General features: G+C 72.8%; 10 protein-coding genes and 1 pseudogene. 6 read left to right on the top strand and 5 right to left on the bottom strand.

The window, feature by feature from the left end; translation table 11 throughout:
* Positions 1–59: 59 nt before the first annotated feature.
* The 4 genes from ACNNMR_RS16770 to ACNNMR_RS16755 form a co-directional block, all read right to left on the bottom strand.
* Positions 60–1,265, bottom strand: coding sequence for an amidohydrolase family protein (locus ACNNMR_RS16770; RefSeq protein ID WP_419995418.1), 1,206 nt, complete (start codon positions 1,263–1,265; stop codon positions 60–62).
* 2 nt (positions 1,266–1,267) lie between these two features.
* Positions 1,268–2,737, bottom strand: a complete 1,470-nt coding sequence (locus ACNNMR_RS16765) for a chlorohydrolase family protein (protein ID WP_419995417.1) — start codon at positions 2,735–2,737, stop codon at positions 1,268–1,270.
* 85 nt (positions 2,738–2,822) lie between these two features.
* A complete protein-coding gene (locus ACNNMR_RS16760) occupies positions 2,823–4,127 on the bottom strand; it encodes a serine/threonine-protein kinase (protein WP_419995416.1) in 1,305 nt (434 codons plus the stop codon).
* Positions 4,128–4,231: 104 nt separating this feature from the next.
* A complete protein-coding gene (locus ACNNMR_RS16755; protein WP_419995415.1) occupies positions 4,232–5,854 on the bottom strand; it encodes a serine/threonine-protein kinase in 1,623 nt (540 codons plus the stop codon).
* 501 nt (positions 5,855–6,355) lie between these two features.
* Between ACNNMR_RS16755 and ACNNMR_RS16750 the strand changes: the two genes are divergently transcribed.
* The 4 genes and pseudogenes from ACNNMR_RS16750 to ACNNMR_RS16735 all read left to right on the top strand — a co-directional run bounded on the left by ACNNMR_RS16750 (position 6,356) and on the right by ACNNMR_RS16735 (position 13,403).
* On the top strand, positions 6,356–10,243 hold the full coding sequence (locus ACNNMR_RS16750; protein WP_419995414.1) for an FHA domain-containing protein: 3,888 nt from the start codon (positions 6,356–6,358) through the stop codon (positions 10,241–10,243).
* Between the two features lie 131 nt (positions 10,244–10,374).
* Positions 10,375–11,490, top strand: a complete 1,116-nt coding sequence (gene prfB / locus ACNNMR_RS16745; RefSeq protein WP_419995413.1) for a peptide chain release factor 2 — start codon at positions 10,375–10,377, stop codon at positions 11,488–11,490.
* Between the two features lie 71 nt (positions 11,491–11,561).
* A pseudogene (locus ACNNMR_RS16740) lies at positions 11,562–12,297 on the top strand (DUF234 domain-containing protein); the annotation flags it as partial.
* Positions 12,298–12,614: 317 nt separating this feature from the next.
* The gene (locus ACNNMR_RS16735) at positions 12,615–13,403 is read left to right on the top strand and encodes a hypothetical protein (RefSeq protein WP_419995412.1); all 789 of its coding nucleotides are present in this window, start codon (positions 12,615–12,617) and stop codon (positions 13,401–13,403) included.
* A gap of 114 nt (positions 13,404–13,517) precedes the next feature.
* Here the strand turns inward: ACNNMR_RS16735 and ACNNMR_RS16730 are convergent, their stop codons facing one another.
* Complete coding sequence (locus ACNNMR_RS16730; RefSeq protein WP_419995411.1) at positions 13,518–13,715, bottom strand: hypothetical protein; 198 nt, start codon at positions 13,713–13,715, stop codon at positions 13,518–13,520.
* A 299-nt stretch (positions 13,716–14,014) separates the two neighbouring features.
* Here ACNNMR_RS16730 and ftsE point away from each other — a divergent pair, with 299 nt between their 5' ends.
* Positions 14,015–14,704 (top strand): cell division ATP-binding protein FtsE, encoded by a 690-nt coding sequence (gene ftsE, locus ACNNMR_RS16725; protein WP_419995410.1) that lies wholly within the window; start codon positions 14,015–14,017, stop codon positions 14,702–14,704.
* A gap of 28 nt (positions 14,705–14,732) precedes the next feature.
* Positions 14,733–15,644, top strand: coding sequence for a permease-like cell division protein FtsX (ftsX, locus tag ACNNMR_RS16720; protein WP_419995409.1), 912 nt, complete (start codon positions 14,733–14,735; stop codon positions 15,642–15,644).
* Positions 15,645–15,670: the final 26 nt, after the last annotated feature.

The raw sequence follows: 15,670 nt of genomic DNA, 5'->3' as shown, positions 1-15,670 counted from the left end.
CGCAATAGCGCCTCCGGCGTCAAGTCGCGCATCGTGACCGTGACGTGACTACTGAGCGGTCAGTTGATGAGCTCGAGCCCGTCCGCCACCACGCGGCCCTGGTGCAGCACCGTGCGGTCCGCGCGGCGGTCCATGATGGCGGCGGTGACCGTGTCGCCGGGGACCAGCACCAGGTCTGCCGCGTCGCCCACGGATACGCCCGGGCGGTCGGCGGTTGAACTGAGGCGCGGCAGGGTCGCGTCCATGATGCTTGCGCCGCCGCGGCTGGCCACCGCCCAGCAGTGTTCGATCAGTTCGTCGAAGCGGTAGCGGTTGGTGAAGGCGAGTTGCCAGGTGCGGTCGAGCATGTCGCCGTTGCCGTACGGGGACCAGAAGTCGCGTTGGCCGTCTTCGCCCAGGCCTACGCGGATACCTGCTGCTGTCAGGTCGGACAGCGGGAGGGCGTGCGCTTGCTGGGCCGGGGCGATTGTCGCCATGGAGATGTCCAGTTCCGCGAATTCCTCGATCAGGCGGCGGGTCGTGGGCTCGTCCACGTTTCCCAGTTCGTACGCGTGGGACATCGTCACCTTGCCCTGCATGCCGAGCGCCCGTACCCGCTCCAGGATCAGGTCGGTGCTGAACACCCCCAGGTGGCCCGGCTCGTGGAGATGGATGTCGACCGGGGCCTGATGCTTCTCGGCGAGCTCGAAGACGATGTCGAGGTGGCGGACCGGGTCGCGGTCCAGGGTGCAGGGGTCGATGCCGCCGACCACGGCGGCGCCGTTCGCCAGCGCCTGGTCGATCAGCTCCGGCACGCCCTTCTCGCGCAGCAGACCGGCCTGCGGGAAGGCCATGATCTCGACCTCGCAGCGCCCGGCGTGCGCCTCTTTGGCGGCCAGTACGCCCTCGAAGCGCTCCAGCCCGCAGTCGGCGTCGATCTGCGCGTACGAGCGCACCCGCGTCGTGCCTCGGGCGATCATGCGGCCGAGGAGGTTCGTCGTACGCTCCGCCACCGGCGGGTCCTCGCGCCAGTGGTCGCGGTCGTTCATGACCAGGCCCCAGATGCCGGGGCGCCCTGTGTGCTCGCGGAAGGGGAGGCCGACGCGGTTGGAGTCCAGGTGGCAGTGGACGTCCGAGAAGGAGGGGAGGGCCAGCCGGCCGCGGCCGGCCACGTCGCCGTCGCCGCGCTGTGGGTCATGCGGTACGAGCGCGGTGATCCGCCCGCCGGAGTCGGTCTCGATGTCGGTGGGCGCGCCGCCCCAGGGGCGGACGTTCGTGATCAGCATCGCTACGGGGTCTCCTCGAACTCCGGGAAGGTAGGCGGGAACAGCTCGTCGGCGCTGCGCCCGCGCACATCGCGCTCGCCATAGGCCGCGCGCATCTTGTCGAACAGTGCCTGCGCCCGCCCCCGCAGCCCCGCCAGGTCGACGCCCGGCAGCTCCCCGTCCACCAGCACGGGCCGGCCGGCCACCACGGAGTGCGACGCCTGCCGCGCGGTGCCGCTGAGCAGGAAGGAGCGCACCGGGTCGTCCCGTACGCCGTCCCGGATGTCGGCCACCCGGAAGGCGACCAGGTCGGCCTGCGCGCCCGCCTCAAGACGCCCGAGGTCGTCGCGGCCGAGCGCCCGGGCGCCGCCCAGGGTGGCCGCCTCGACATAGGCCTCGGCGGGGGCGGCATCCGCCCGGCCGTCCACGACCTTGGCGAGGTGTACGCCCACGTCCATGCCGCGGATGAGGTCGGGCGGGAAGGAGTCGGTGCCGAGGCACAGGTTGACCCCGGCGTCGCTGTACGCGCCGAAGGAGTGCAGCACGCTGCCGTAGCGGAGGGACGTCTGCGGGCAGTGCACGATCGAGACGCCGGCCTCGGCGAGGGCGGCCAGGTCCCCGCGGTCCGACCCGTACACATCCGGGTGCCGGTCGATGACGATCCCGTGCGGGACCAGCAGCCGGGTGCCGAAGAGGCCGGTGCGGCCGAGGAGTTCCAGGGGCGTGCAGCCGTGCCGCTGCAGCACCAGCTCGCGCTCCAGCGAGCCCTGCAGGCAGTGCAGCCGCACCGGCACGTCGCGGCGCAGCGCGAGCGCCGCGGTCTGCCGCATCAGCTCGACGGTCAGCGTCTCGATCCGGCAGGGCAGCAGCGCGCCGCGCACCAGCGGATCGCCGAGGGCGTCGACGTACTCCAGGAAGCGCTCGGCACCGGCGAGACCGGCCTTCCCGCGCTCCTCGTCGAAGGCGATGTCCCGGGTGCCGTCCTCGGGTACGACATTGACCCCGGCGCGATAGCTCGGCCCGAGATAGCCGCGCAGGCCGAGCCGCCGCGAGAGCTCCGCCATGGTGGTGAAGTCGTCGTACGTCTCCGCCCAGGAGCTGTGCACTTCGGAGGCGATCGGCATGTATGTGGTGATGCCGTGCAGCGCGAGCTGGACGAGGGCGTATTCGCGTACGAGGGCGCGCTCTTCGGGGGTGAAGACGTGCCGCGAGCGGTGGAAGTAGTCGAGCGACCACTGCAGTCCGGGGCCGCGCTCGGGGGGATGCCAGGAGTCGAGCACGAGGTGATCGATGTCGGTGAGCGCGTCGAGGTCGATCAGCCCGGGCAGCACGAGCGACTCGCCCAGGTCGACGTCTTGGTCTACCGGACCGTCATAGCGCGGCCCGACGTAGACGAGGGTGTCTCCCTCCCACACTGCCTCGCCGTCGCGAAGCAGCGCATGCCCACCGCCTTGATGGGCGAGAATGTACGCGGCACGCCAGCGGGTGAGCACGGGCCCTCCAAGGTCGCGGTCGGAGGGCCGACCCTAACACTTGGTATACCAAACCCGCCCCCGCCTTGCCCAGGCGGAGTTGCGGCTACGGCTCCGCGGGCGACGACTGCTCCGAGTTCCCCCCGGGCGGCGCCCCGCCGTCATCGCCGGACGTGGCGACCCACCCGCCGATGCCCGCCGCCGCGGCCACGGCGATCGCGGCCACCCCGAGCCGCAGCCGGCGCTTGCGGACCGGCGTGCGGGCGCGCGCCGAACCCGGGCGCGGCTGGCCCGGCACCTTCGGCACCCGCGCGGTGCCCCGCGCCCCGCCCGCCAGCTCGTCGGAGTCCGGCACCCGCATGCTGGTGTGGGTGTCCCGGTTCGAGTCGGGGGCCGAGGCCCGTACCAGCGGCACCGCCCCGCGCAGCGGTCGCCCGCCGCCGGAGGCCACCGGCTCGCCGCCCGCATACGCGTCCGCGCCCGCGGGAACCGCCGCCATCGGCTCCGGCTCATCCGCCGCCGGCTCGTCGATGTCCAGCCGCGGCAGCCCGTCCAGATCCGGCAGGACCGCTCGCAGGCCCGCGGCCATCTCCGCGGCGCGCAGCCGCGACGCGGGCGCCTTCGCGAGGCATTGCAGCAGCAGCTGCCACAGCTCGTCCGGGATCCCCGGCAGCGGCGCCACGGTCTCCGTGACATGCCGCCGCAGCACCGCACCGGTGTGCCCGCCGCCGAACGGCGTGAACCCGGCCAGCAGCTCGTAAAGCACCGTGGCGAGGGCGTATATGTCGACCGCCTTGCGGGCCGGCAGCCCCTCCACGATCTCCGGCGCCAGATAGTCGGGCGTGCCGATCACCCGCCGCTGCGCCGGAATCCGGGCGCCCGGCGCGCCCGCGGCGGCCTGCGGCGCCCGGCTCGGCGCGTCGATCAGCTTCGCGACGCCGAAGTCCGTCAGCAGCGCGGGCGGCGCACCGCCGGGGCCGATCGGGGCGGACGAGTCCAGGAGGACGTTCTCGGGCTTCACATCGCGGTGTACGACCCCGGCGTCATGCGCCGCGGCCAGCGCCTCGGCCACGTCGGCCGCGATCGCGACCGCCGCCTGCGGCAGCATCCTGCGCTCGTGCTCGAGCCGGGTCCTGAGGTCCGTACCCCGGACCAACTCCATGACCAGCGCGAGGTCATCGCCGTCCACGACCAGGTCGCGCACCCCGACCACCCGCGGGTGGTCGAGGCTGAGCAGCGCCTGGCGCTCCTGTACGAAGCGGCCGACGAGGTCCCGGTCCTCGGACAGGTCCTCGCGCAACAGCTTGATGGCGACCGGCCCGTCAGGGCCTTCCCCGAGCCAGACCGTGCCCGCGCTGCCACGGCCGAGCACCTGGTGAGCGGTGTAACGGCTGCCGATTCTCCGTGCCATGGCGATAAAACTACGCGTACCGAGGGGGTGGGTGGTGCCCGACGGGGGCTAAACACCCTTTGGGTGTCGACAAATCCCCAACATCAGCGGTCGGTTACGGGCGCTCACTGCCCGCCCGAGCCGCCGCCCCCGTCGCCGTTGATCTTCGAAATCCAGTCGCTGGCCTGGTCGTACCAGTCCGTGACCGTGTCCCAGAAGCTCCGCCCGTTGGCGACCCAGTCGTCCGGGATCGCGATCCACAGCAGCCAGATGGCGACCGCCGCGAGAACCACCATGAAGAGGCAGCCCTTGAGACAGCCGAGACCCGGGATGCGCATCCGGTTCGGGCTGCGCTCGCGGCGCTGCCGCGGCGGCTCCTGCGGCGGCGGGGCGGCGGGCGGCTGCTGCGGACGCTGCTGGTAGCGCTGCGGCGGCGGCTCGGGCTGGCGGCGCTGCGGCTGCTGCTGGGCGTACGGCGGGGGCTGCTGGCGGCGCTGGGCCTCGCGCCGCGGGCGGCGGCGCAGCGGGTCCTCGCTCGGGTCGAGATAACCCATCTGCTGGGTCTGCTCGCTGCGGTCCCTGGCCGCCCGCATCTGGGTCTCCCAGGGATGCGGGCCGTCCTGCTGCGGGGTCGGGGGACCGGGCGGCACCGGCGGCATCGCGGTCGTACGGTCCTCGGAGCCGGGCGCGCCGCCGGGGTTTCCCGCACCGGCCGAGGGCAGGAAGGACGTGGCCGCGTTCGGGTCGTACGACGGCGACGACGAGCCCTGCGGCAGCACCTGCGTCGGGTCGGCGTCGCCGCCCCCCTGGCCGCTCCCCGGCACCGTCGCGGGCCGCGGGTCGGGCGCGAGCAGCGCGGCCACGCCCAGGGCGGCGGTGGCCTGCTCCGGGGTGGCGCCCGCGCCGATGCCGGCGGCGACCGTGCGCAGGCCGCGGGCCAGGTTCTCGGCGCTGGGGCGCTCGTCCGGGTTCTTGCGCAGACAGGACTGGATGACGGTCCACAGCGGGTCGGGGACGCCGCCGGGGCGTACCGGCTCCTCATTGAGGTGCCGGTGCAGCACCTCCAGGGCGCTGCCGCCGGCGAACGGCGGCTGCCCGGTCAGCAGCTCGTACAGCAGGATCCCGGCGCCGTAGATGTCCACGGCGGAGGTCTGCGGGCGGCCCTCGGCGGACTCGGGGGCGACATAGGCCGGGGTGCCGACGAATTCGTGGGTACGGGTCAGGCCCGGCGAATCCGCGAGGCGGGCGATGCCGAAGTCCGTCAGCATCGGGGTCATGGTGTCGTGGCCGTCGCCGGCCAGGAGCACGTTCGCCGGCTTCAGGTCGCGGTGCACGATGCCGTCGGTATGGCTGGCGGCGAGCGCGTCGGCGACCTGCGCGGTGAGCAGGGAGGCCGCGATCGGGGTGAAGGGGCCGTACTGGCGCAGATAGCGGTGCAGGTCAGGACCGTCGATCAGATCCATCACCAGGGCGAGCAGATCGCCCTCGACGACCAGGTCGCGGGTGCGGACGATGTTCGGGTGGGTGAGCCGCAGCAGCACCGACCGCTCGCGCAGGAAGCGCATCACGACATCCGGGTCGCTCGCCAGCTCCTCCTTGAGGACCTTGATCGCGACGGTCTCGCCCGGCTGGCCCGCCACGGCCGCCTCGGCGCCCGCCGTCTCCCGCTGACGGCCGCGATACACGGTGCCCGTGGCGCCGCGTCCGAGCGGCTCCTCGAGCAGGTACTTGCTGCCTACCGGCCGCACGTCATGCGCTCCCTGGTCGTGATCGTTTCGGCGTCCCGGCCAGGCCGGCCCCGGACGCCATCTTCCCCACTCTAGTGGTGCCGCTCCGAGCGGCGGTTCCGTCCACCCTCGCCTGCGGACTTCCCCCGTGCGGGCGAGGTTCTTCCGGTGGAGGACGCGCCACCGGAGCGGATGGTTGCCGTTGGATGCGCCCGGCGTGCGCCGAGGTAGTGACATGGCGGGCTTGATGCGGCAAGTTTCCGCCAATCAAGATCGTTCAACTGCGCCCTGCGCACCGGGTGTCGGTGGGAGGTGGAAGGATGCCTCCACACGCGGGACTCCGGGGGCGTGGGCCGCGGGTGCGGCCGGGGTATGGCTGAGAGCGGCCGTTCTTCGGCTGTGACCGGCCGTGAACGGCCGTGAGCGGTTCGGTGAAGGGCAGGAGCGAGCAGGCGGCGGGCAGGGGCGGCGGCGGTGTGCCGAAGGCCTCACTCGCGGCCAGAAGGGAACCGGTGACGGGGCATGCAGATCCGGCTGACCGTCCAGCTGCCGCAGCGCGGCCCGGCGCACGGCAGCGACGTGCTCGTCACCGCCCCCGCGGGCACGCCCCTCGGCGCCGTCACCTCCGGCCTGGCGGACGCGGTGGCCGGTGCGGGCGCCGGCGGCTCCTCCGGCGGCGCGGCGGTCCCGGTCTTCTCCGGCACGCGCCGCCTGGACCCCGACCGCGCTCTGCTCGGCGAGCCCCCGCTGGTCGACGGCGCGATTCTCGCCCTCGGCGGCCCGGCGGAGCCGGAGGCCGGCGACCCGGCGGATGTGGATACGGACCCGGGGGCGGGCGCCGCGGCGCGGCTCCAGGTGACGGCGGGCCCTGACGCGGGGGGCGTGCATCTGCTGCACGGGGGCCGGATCCGTATCGGAAGGTCGGCTGATGCGGAGGTGCCGCTGGACGATCCGGACGTCTCGCGGCTGCACTGCGCGCTGGATGTCGCGGAGTCCGGGGCGATGTCGGTCTGCGACCTGGGCTCGACGAATGGCACACGCCTCGACGGCGCGGTGGTGGGGGAGACGCCGGTGCCGCTGCGGGCGGGGGCGGTGCTGCGGATCGGGGAGTCGGAGCTGCGGGTCGCCTTGCCGGCGGGGGGTTTCGGGGCTGGGGCCGAGGGCGCTGCGCCTGTGGCGGGGGGCCTTGCGGCCGGGGCGGTTCCTGGAGCGGCGACTGGGCCGGTGCCCGGCTTGGCGCCCGAGGGTGCCATGGGTATCGCTGCCGCGGGCGGATTGCCCGGGCAGCGGGGTGGAGCCGGCTCGGCGACCTCGGGGTCAGGCGGGGCCGGGGGGCCGGCGGCGTGGTCCGGCGCGGATGGCGGGGCGACGGGTGCGCCGCAGGCGCAGGCGGACGCCGTGTGGCCCGGGGGAGCGGCCGGTGCGGACGCCGACGGCGTTCGGCGTACGGGGCCCGCCGCCGACCCTGAGACGATCGCCGGCCCGCGCCCCGGCGGCGCATTCGACGGCCCGGCGGGCACGACATCGCATGGCACCGCTGCCGCTGGGGCCGGTGGCCTCGGTTCCGTACGCCCCGGTGCGGGCGGTCCAGCAGGCGCGACGTCGCATGGCATCGCCGCTGAAGCCGGCGGCATCGCCGCCGCAGGCCCCGGCGAAGACGGACCGGGACTCGGCGGGCGTCCGAGCGAGGGCGGTCCCAGCGGCCCTCAGACCTCGAGGGCCGGATCGGGCGCCGCCCAGGTGCCGGAAGCGGGATCGGGCGGGCGCCTGTCCGCCGGCTCCGCTGCCGCGGAGGGGCGGGCCGTGGTGCCGCCGCCGCGACCCGGTGCGACGCCCTCGCGCGGGACGAATCTCGCCGGGGACGCCGCCGTGCCCGCGGCCCGTATGCCTGCGGATGCCGCCGGGCATACCGCACCACCGGTCCCGCCCGGGCCGGTGTCTCCCACCCGCGGCATCAGATCGTGGGCCCGGCGGCTGGCCGGGGGCCGGGGGGAGGCCGCTGCCGCACAGGCCGCCCCGCAGCCGGGCGCTGCCGTACGCCCCGCGCTCGCCACGCCGCCCACGACGGCAGCCCTCGCCGCCGCTCGCTGGCCCGACCCGGCGGCGCTGCTGCTCACCGCGCTCGAACCCGGACCCCGGCTGTGGGAACGGTCAGCGGACCACCCCGATGCGCTGCACGTACGTCTCGGGACGGCGGAGCCCGCGGCCGTGGCGGCAGGTGCGTACGGGGCGTCGCCCGCGGAGGGCGCGGCGCAGGGCCACGGACCCCACGGTCTCGCGCCCCACGACCATGCGACCCACGGCCTCGTCACCCCTGACCGTGCGGCGTACGGCCAAGCGACTCACGACGCGGCGCACCACCTGGCCGCCCCCGCCCACCCGGCAGCCGCCCCCACGGGCGCGCCCCTCGCCGGGGCAGCCGCCGTCGACAGAGCGCTCGCCGCCGACGGCGCGCTCGCCGTCAGCCTGCGCGAGGTCGGGGCCCTAGGGCTCGCCGGCCCCCGTCCGCGGCTGGCCGGGCTGGCCCGGTCCGTGCTGGGGCAGCTCGCGGCGCTGCACTCGCCGGAGGTGCTGGAGCTCGTGCTCGTCAGCACCGACCGCTATCGGCCGCTGCGCGACCGGCTCGCCGACTGGTCCTGGCTCGGCTGGCTGCCGCACCTGCGCCCGGCCCGCGGCCAGGACTGCCGGCTGCTCACCGCGTACGACCGCGACCAGGCCACCGCCCGCCTCGCCGAACTCACCCGCCGCCTGGACGAGACCGGCGCCGCACGGCCGGCCGGCCCCCCGTACACGGTGCTCATCGTCGATGGCGACCCAGCGGGCGCCGACCTGCGCGCCGCCACCGCCCGGCTGGCCGCCCGGGGCGCGGGCGCCGGGATCCATGTCATCAGCCTCGCCGAGACCCCGGCGGCCACGGCGGCGACGCCGCTGACGAAGGTGTACGAGGCGGCGTGCGCGGCATCCGCGCCCTTCGCCGAGTGCGGTGCGGTCGCCATGCTCAGCGGCGATGTCGCCACCGGCCTGCGGGTGCTGCGCCGTCCCGGTTCCGGGGCCCGGCCGATCGTGCCCGGTGATACGGCGCAGGGCACGGGGCAGGCGTGGCTGTTCGGGCCGGGCGCGGAGCGCGGCGGCGTACCCGGGGGCGGGTGGCTGGCGCGAGCGGTGTCGGAGGGCGCGAGCGGCGCGCAGACCGCCGGCGCGCTCGTCGCCGGCACCGTGGACGCCGTCTCGGCGGCCTGGGCCGAGCGCCTCGCCCGCGCCCTCGCCCCCCTGGCCGACCCCGCCGCAAACGCCCCCGGTACCCGCCACCCCGGCGAGCTCCCCGAGACCGTCCGCCTCCTGGACGAGCTAGGCCTGGCCCGCGCCACCCCCACGGCCCTCGCCGCCCGCTGGACCGAACGTACCCAGGCACTGGCCGTCTTCGGCGCCGGCCCGAGGGGCCCGCTGGAGGCGGACCTGACCAGGGAGGGCGTCCACCACGTCTACGTCGAGGGCCCCGCAGGCAGCGGCAAGACCGAACTCCTCCGCTCCCTCGCCGCATCGCTGGCGGCGTCCGAGCGTACGGACCGGCTGCACCTGATCCTGGTCGACGGCGGCGGTACGGACCGGGGCGAGGGCCTGCGCGTATGCACGGATCTGCCGCATGTCGAGACCTATCTGCCGGCCGCTGACCCGGTGCGGATGCGCGAGTTCGCGCAGGAGCTGGTGGGCGAGCTGAAGCGGAGGGCGGAGCTGTCGGCGGAGGCGACTGCCGCTGCCGCGGAGGGTTCCGGGGCGGATGGTGCGGGGCCTGGCGGCCCCGGCGGTTCCGTACCGGGTCCGCGTACGGGCGACGTCGAAGCGGCGCCCAGCGGCACGCTGCGGCTGCGTACGCGGGACTCGGGGCAGGCGATCGAGTCCCCCGCCACGGACGGGCGCGCGGCGCGACGTGCGGTGGCGGCGCTGCCCGCGGTGGTCGTAGTCGTCGACGACTACGACGCACTCGTCGCGCCCGCGCTCGGATCGACCGCGCGGCCCGCCGCAGGCTCGGTGGTGCGCGCGCTCGACGCGGTCGCACGCGAGGGCGCACGACTCGGCATGTACGTAGTCGCTGCCTCCGGGCGCCCCGACCGCACAGCATCGACGACGGCAGCAGAGCTGGCAGGCCTGCGCGTAACACTGGGTGCACCGGACCCCGCGGACGCCCCGCCGGGCCGAGGCGTCCTGGTCGCACGGGCGGGCGGCCCCGCGGTGCCCTTCCAGGCAGGCCGGGTCACGGGCCGCATCCCGCGCACGACGACAGCACGCCCGACGGTGGTCCCGCTGGAGTGGGAGCGCATGGGCGTACCACCCACGTCCCGGCCCTTGCGCGAACTGGGCAACGGCCCGACGGACCTCGCCCTGCTGGCGAGCGCGCTGCAGCGGGTCTAAGCCTGCGGTAGCAGGTGGACCGGGGCTTGACCCATCCCCACGGCCCACCCACGATCAAGCCGTCCGGCGCTTGAGGACTCCGCGGCGAAGCCGCAGGATTCCAACCCGACGCAACCAGCTACGCTGGCAGAGTGGTAGCACCCGACTTCGCAGAAGCCCTCAAGGCCCTCCGCTCGACGATGGAATCGATCGAGGCCGTCCTCGACCTCGACGCCCTCCGCGCGGACATCGCCGCGCTCGAAGAGCAGGCGGCCGACCCCACCCTGTGGGACGACCAGGACAACGCCCAGCAGGTGACGAGCAAGCTCTCGTTCCTCCAGGGCCAGGTCCGTAAGACCGAGGAGCTGCGCAGCCGCATCGACGACCTCGAGGTGCTGCATGAGCTCGCCGAGGCCGAGGACGACAGCGATACCCGCGCCGAGGCCGAGACGGAGCTGACGGCGATCAGCAAGGCCGTCGACGAGCTCGAGGTGCGCACACTGCTCTCCGGCGAGTACGACGCCCGCGAAGCGATGGTCAACATCCGCGCCGAAGCCGGCGGCGTCGACGCCGCCGACTTCGCCGAGCAGCTGCAGCGGATGTACCTCCGCTGGGCCGAGCACAAGGGCTATCCCTCCGAGGTGCTCGACACCTCGTACGCGGAGGAGGCCGGCATCAAGTCGACCACCTTCACCATCAAGGCCCCGTACGCCTACGGCACCCTCTCCGTCGAGCAGGGCACGCACCGCATGGTGCGCATCTCCCCGTACGACAACCAGGGCCGCCGCCAGACCTCCTTCGCCGGCGTCGAGGTCCTCCCGGTCGTGGAGCAGACCGACCACATCGAGATCCCGGAGAACGAGATCCGGATCGACGTCTTCCGCTCCTCGGGCCCGGGCGGCCAGTCGGTGAACACCACGGACTCGGCGGTCCGGATCACGCACCTCCCAACCGGCATCGTCGTCTCCTGCCAGAACGAAAAGTCCCAGATCCAGAACCGCGCCGCCGCCATGCGCGTCCTCCAGGCCCGCCTCCTCGCCAAGCGCAAGGAAGAAGAACAGGCCAAGATGAACGCCCTCAAGGGCGACAGCGCCGGCTCCTGGGGCAACCAGATGCGGTCGTACGTCCTGCAGCCGTACCAGATGGTCAAGGACCTGCGGACGGACCACGAGGTCGGCAACCCGACGGCCGTGCTGGACGGCGACATCGACGGCTTCATCGAGGCCGGCATCCGCTGGCGCAAGCAGCAGGAGCAGCAGCAGGACTGAGCCCGTAGGGCTTGTCTTCTTCACCGCGTCGGCGCAGAGCGGTCCGGATGCGGACCTGCGGATGTTCGTGGAAGCGGATCTTCGACAGGGAGCTGTCGAGAAAGCCCGTGCTGCTGCTGTGCGTCGGCTCGGATCTGGCGATGATGGAGCGCCTGAACGACTACGACCGGCCATTCCATCAGCGCGCCACCGAGATGGTGGCCCCGCCGCTCAGCCCAGCCGATGTCGCCGCCACCCTCGAGTTGTCGCCGGCGGACGCAATCGACGCGTATCTGGTTTCCGGCGGGCTGCCGCTGGTGCTGGAGGAATGGCCGCAGGGCGCCCGGCCGCTCGATTACCTTGCCGACGTCGTCACCGATCCGACCTCGGCGCTGATCGTCAGCGGCGAGCGCTCACTTGCGGCGGAATTCCCGGCGGATGCGCAGGCGCGGCTTGTTCTTGGCGCCGTGGGCTTCCTGGCGCGGCCGGGCGATCGAGCCTGTCGTACGGGAGGCGCTCTACGCGCTGGGCGATGAGGCGCTGCCGGAGGGGACGGGGGCGGTGGGCGGCTACTGGACGCGTACGAACGACCCGGAGATCGACATCGTGGCCGCGGACCGCGCCCCGATCGCCGAACAACTCACCGCCGTCGGCTCGATCAAGTGGCTGGAACAGCGCGCATTCGACGACCGCGACCTCATCAGCCACCGCGCCCAACTGCCCGGAGCGGACGAGACAACACCGCTGATCGCCGTATCCCGCACCCCCGCGCACGTGGAACCGGCCACCATGTTCGGACCCGAGGAACTGCTTGCCGCTTGGGCATGAGGCCCACCTGAGGCCATCGCGCTGGTTGGGAGGTGCGGGCGACGGCCTCGCGATGATGGGCTGACCTCACCGGCCGCCGGGCTCTTGACCCCGGTCGTGCTCGACGTGGCGCCATCGTCGCGGGCGCAAGCGGAAGTTGCCGGTCCTGTCACAATCCGGCGAAGCCATGCCGGACTTGTCCGATCTTGCCGGGCATCGATCCTCAATGCGCCTTGACTCCCCTGTGAAAACTGGGAAAGCTGAACCGCCGGATCGGCATTGGCATTTCGACGGCTACTGGGGGTAGCGGTTTCATGACTAGGAAGATGCGCGTTCGCGTGGCACGGATCGCCGCTGGCGCGGTGATTGCTGGTGGTGCCTCGCTTACTGCCGCGGGCGCCGCCCTGGCCGTGGACGGCCAGGACGAGTCGCCGAAGGCGAGCACGCAGGCGGAGACGAAGGCCGGGGAGGACGACGGCGGCTCCATCGTCGGCGTTGCCGGTGGTGACGACGGCGGCACCATCGTGGGCCTGGTCAACGGCGGCGGCGGCGATGACGGCGGCTCGGACACCGGTGGCGACACCGGTGGCGATGACAGCATCGGCGGGACCGTCACCGGTGGTGACGACGGCGGCTCGGACACGGGCGGCGACACCGGTGGTGACACCGGCGGCGATGACAGCATCGGCGGCACCGTTACGGGTGGCGACGACGGCGGCTCGGACACCGGTGGCGACACCGGCGGTGACACGGGCGGCGACACCGGTGGTGACACCGGCGGCAACGCCACGGGCGGCCAGACCACCGGCGGCGGCGACACCGGCGGCGGCAACGCCACCGGCGGCCAGTCCACCGGCGGCGGTGACAACGGCGGCTCGACCGGCGGTGGCGGCGCGGACTGTGACATCGAGGATGGCACCGTCGTCTGCGAGACCGAGACCGGTGGCGGCGGCAGCACGACCGGTGGCGGCGCACAGCCGGCCGGGAACCAGAAGCCGCAGGAGGAGCTCGCCGAGACCGGCGCCAGCGAGACGACGTTCCTCATCGTCGGCGCGGCGGTCATGATCGCGGGCGGCGTCGGCTTCCGCTTCCTGCCGCGCGCCATGGACCGCGGCCAGGCCGCGTAGCGCGGCAAAGCGCGCATAGGCGCCGAGAAGGCCCCGGAGCACGGCTCCGGGGCCTTCTCGCGTACGAACAGGGCTGCGCCCCCAGGCCCCCGGGACGCAGCGGAGCTGCTCTGCTTACGCCGTCTGGTGCTCCAGATACAGCACCGCGGTGATCGCCGCCAGCAGCGCGATCACCCACAGAATGACGGTGGGGCTGAGGCCGAAGCCGCCGCTCTCCCGCTGCATGCGCTGCCTGCTTGCCCGGCAGACCGGGCAGCGGCCCTCGCTGACGGGCCCGGCGCAGTTGGCGCATACCAGCCAGTCGCGTGTCATGCGCTCACTCCTCCCTCCCCCTCATCCGTACGCCCCGCGCACGCCCCGGTGACAGGGGGCGAGGGCGTTCCTCCTACCACTGTGCCAGCTCTGGGCCGATTGCACGTCCCCAGTCCGTTACGAGGAGGCACCAGGCGTGCGCCCCCAGGCGCCAGGGCACCGGGGCCAACCGTGACGAAACGCACCAACGACCGGCGGCGACTGCGCACCCGCCACACCTTCGCGTAGTGTCGCAGCGTCCAGACGGGAGGCTTCCCCGCCTCCTCCGCTCAATAACAAGGCCGCTACGTGGTGCACCCGTGATCCGATTCGACAACGTCACGAAGACCTATCCCAAGCAGAACCGTCCTGCACTCAGGGACGTCTCGCTCGACATCGAGCGCGGCGAGTTCGTCTTCCTGGTGGGTTCCTCAGGTTCCGGAAAGTCGACCTTCCTGCGGCTCATCCTGCGCGAGGAGCGGGCGAGCCATGGCCAGGTGCATGTGCTTGGCAAGGATCTGGCCAGGCTGTCCAACTGGAAGGTGCCGCATATGCGCCGCCAGCTGGGCACCGTCTTCCAGGACTTCCGGCTGCTGCCGAACAAGACGGTGGGCGAGAACGTCGCCTTCGCCCTCGAGGTCATCGGCAAGCCGCGCGGCCAGATCCGTAAGACCGTCCCCGAGGTCCTCGACCTGGTCGGCCTGGCCGGCAAGGAAGAGCGGATGCCCGGCGAGCTCTCCGGTGGTGAGCAGCAGCGGGTCGCGGTGGCACGGGCCTTCGTCAACCGCCCCATGCTGCTGATCGCGGACGAGCCCACCGGCAACCTGGACCCGCAGACCTCGGTCGGGATCATGAAGCTGCTGGACCGGATCAACCGGACCGGCACCACCGTGATCATGGCCACCCACGATCAGCAGATCGTCGACCAGATGCGCCGTCGCGTCATCGAGCTGGAAAAGGGCCTGCTGGTCCGCGACCAGTCCCGCGGTGTGTACGGCTACCAGCACTGAGCTGCCCGACTAGCTGGAAAGGACGGGCATGCGCGCCCAGTTTGTCTTCTCGGAGATCGGCGTCGGTCTCCGCCGCAATCTCACGATGACCTTCGCGGTCATCGTCTCCGTGGCCCTGTCGCTGGGTCTCTTCGGCGCCTCCCTGCTGATGCGGGACCAGGTCGGCACCATGAAGGGCTATTGGTACGACAAGGTCAACGTCTCCATCTTCTTCTGCAATAAGGCGGACGCCGAGTCCTCCCCGAACTGCGAGAAGGGCGCCGTAACCGCCGAGCAGAAGAAGGAGATCCGGAGCGAGCTCGACGGCCTGAAGATCGTCGACAGTGTTCAGTACGAGTCCGCCGAGGACGCGTACAAGCACTACAAGGAGCAGTTCGGCGACTCCCCGCTGGCCTCCTCGCTGACCCCGGACCAGATGCAGGAGTCCTTCCGCATCAAGCTGACCGACCCGGAGAAGTACCAGGTCATCTCCTCCGCCTTCGCGGACAGACCCGGGGTCCAGGAGGTCCAGGACCAACGGAACCTGCTGGAGAACCTCTTCAATCTGCTCAACGGCATGAATATCGCGGCTCTATGTGTGATGGCGCTGATGCTGGTCGTTGCGATCATGCTGATCGTCAACACCGTGCGGGTGTCGGCGTTCAGCAGGCGCAGGGAGACCGGGATCATGCGCCTGGTGGGCGCGTCCAGCTTCTATATCCAGCTGCCGTTCATCATGGAGGCGGCGATCGCGGGGCTCATCGGCGCGGGCTTCGCCGGGGTGCTGCTGGTCGGCGGCAAGTACTTCATGATCGACAACTGGCTCTCGGAGAAGATCCTTCTGATCAACTTCGTCGGCTGGGACGCCGTGATCAAGGTGCTGCCGCTGGTCTTCGCCATCGGCCTGCTGATGCCCGCGCTGGCAGCGTTCTTCGCTCTGCGCAAGTACTTGAAGGTGTGACTAATCGGACCGACGCGGTCGGTGGA

The sequence above is a fragment of the Streptomyces boninensis genome (genome assembly GCF_048572725.1).
GTDB lineage: Bacteria > Actinomycetota > Actinomycetes > Streptomycetales > Streptomycetaceae > Streptomyces > Streptomyces boninensis.
The sequence above is the reverse complement of the archived record's forward strand: the minus strand, read 5'-3'. Positions and strand labels throughout refer to the sequence as shown.

Bases quoted from the DNA above. Each gene is read 5' to 3' on its own strand.
- ACNNMR_RS16770 (WP_419995418.1), bottom strand. From the start codon at position 1,265: ATGCTGATCACGAACGTCCGCCCCTGGGGCGGCGCGCCCACCGACATC.
- ACNNMR_RS16760 (WP_419995416.1), bottom strand. From the start codon at position 4,127: ATGGCACGGAGAATCGGCAGCCGTTACACCGCTCACCAGGTGCTCGGC.
- ACNNMR_RS16750 (WP_419995414.1), top strand. From the start codon at position 6,356: ATGCAGATCCGGCTGACCGTCCAGCTGCCGCAGCGCGGCCCGGCGCAC.
- ACNNMR_RS16730 (WP_419995411.1), bottom strand. From the start codon at position 13,715: ATGACACGCGACTGGCTGGTATGCGCCAACTGCGCCGGGCCCGTCAGC.
- ftsX (WP_419995409.1), top strand. From the start codon at position 14,733: ATGCGCGCCCAGTTTGTCTTCTCGGAGATCGGCGTCGGTCTCCGCCGC.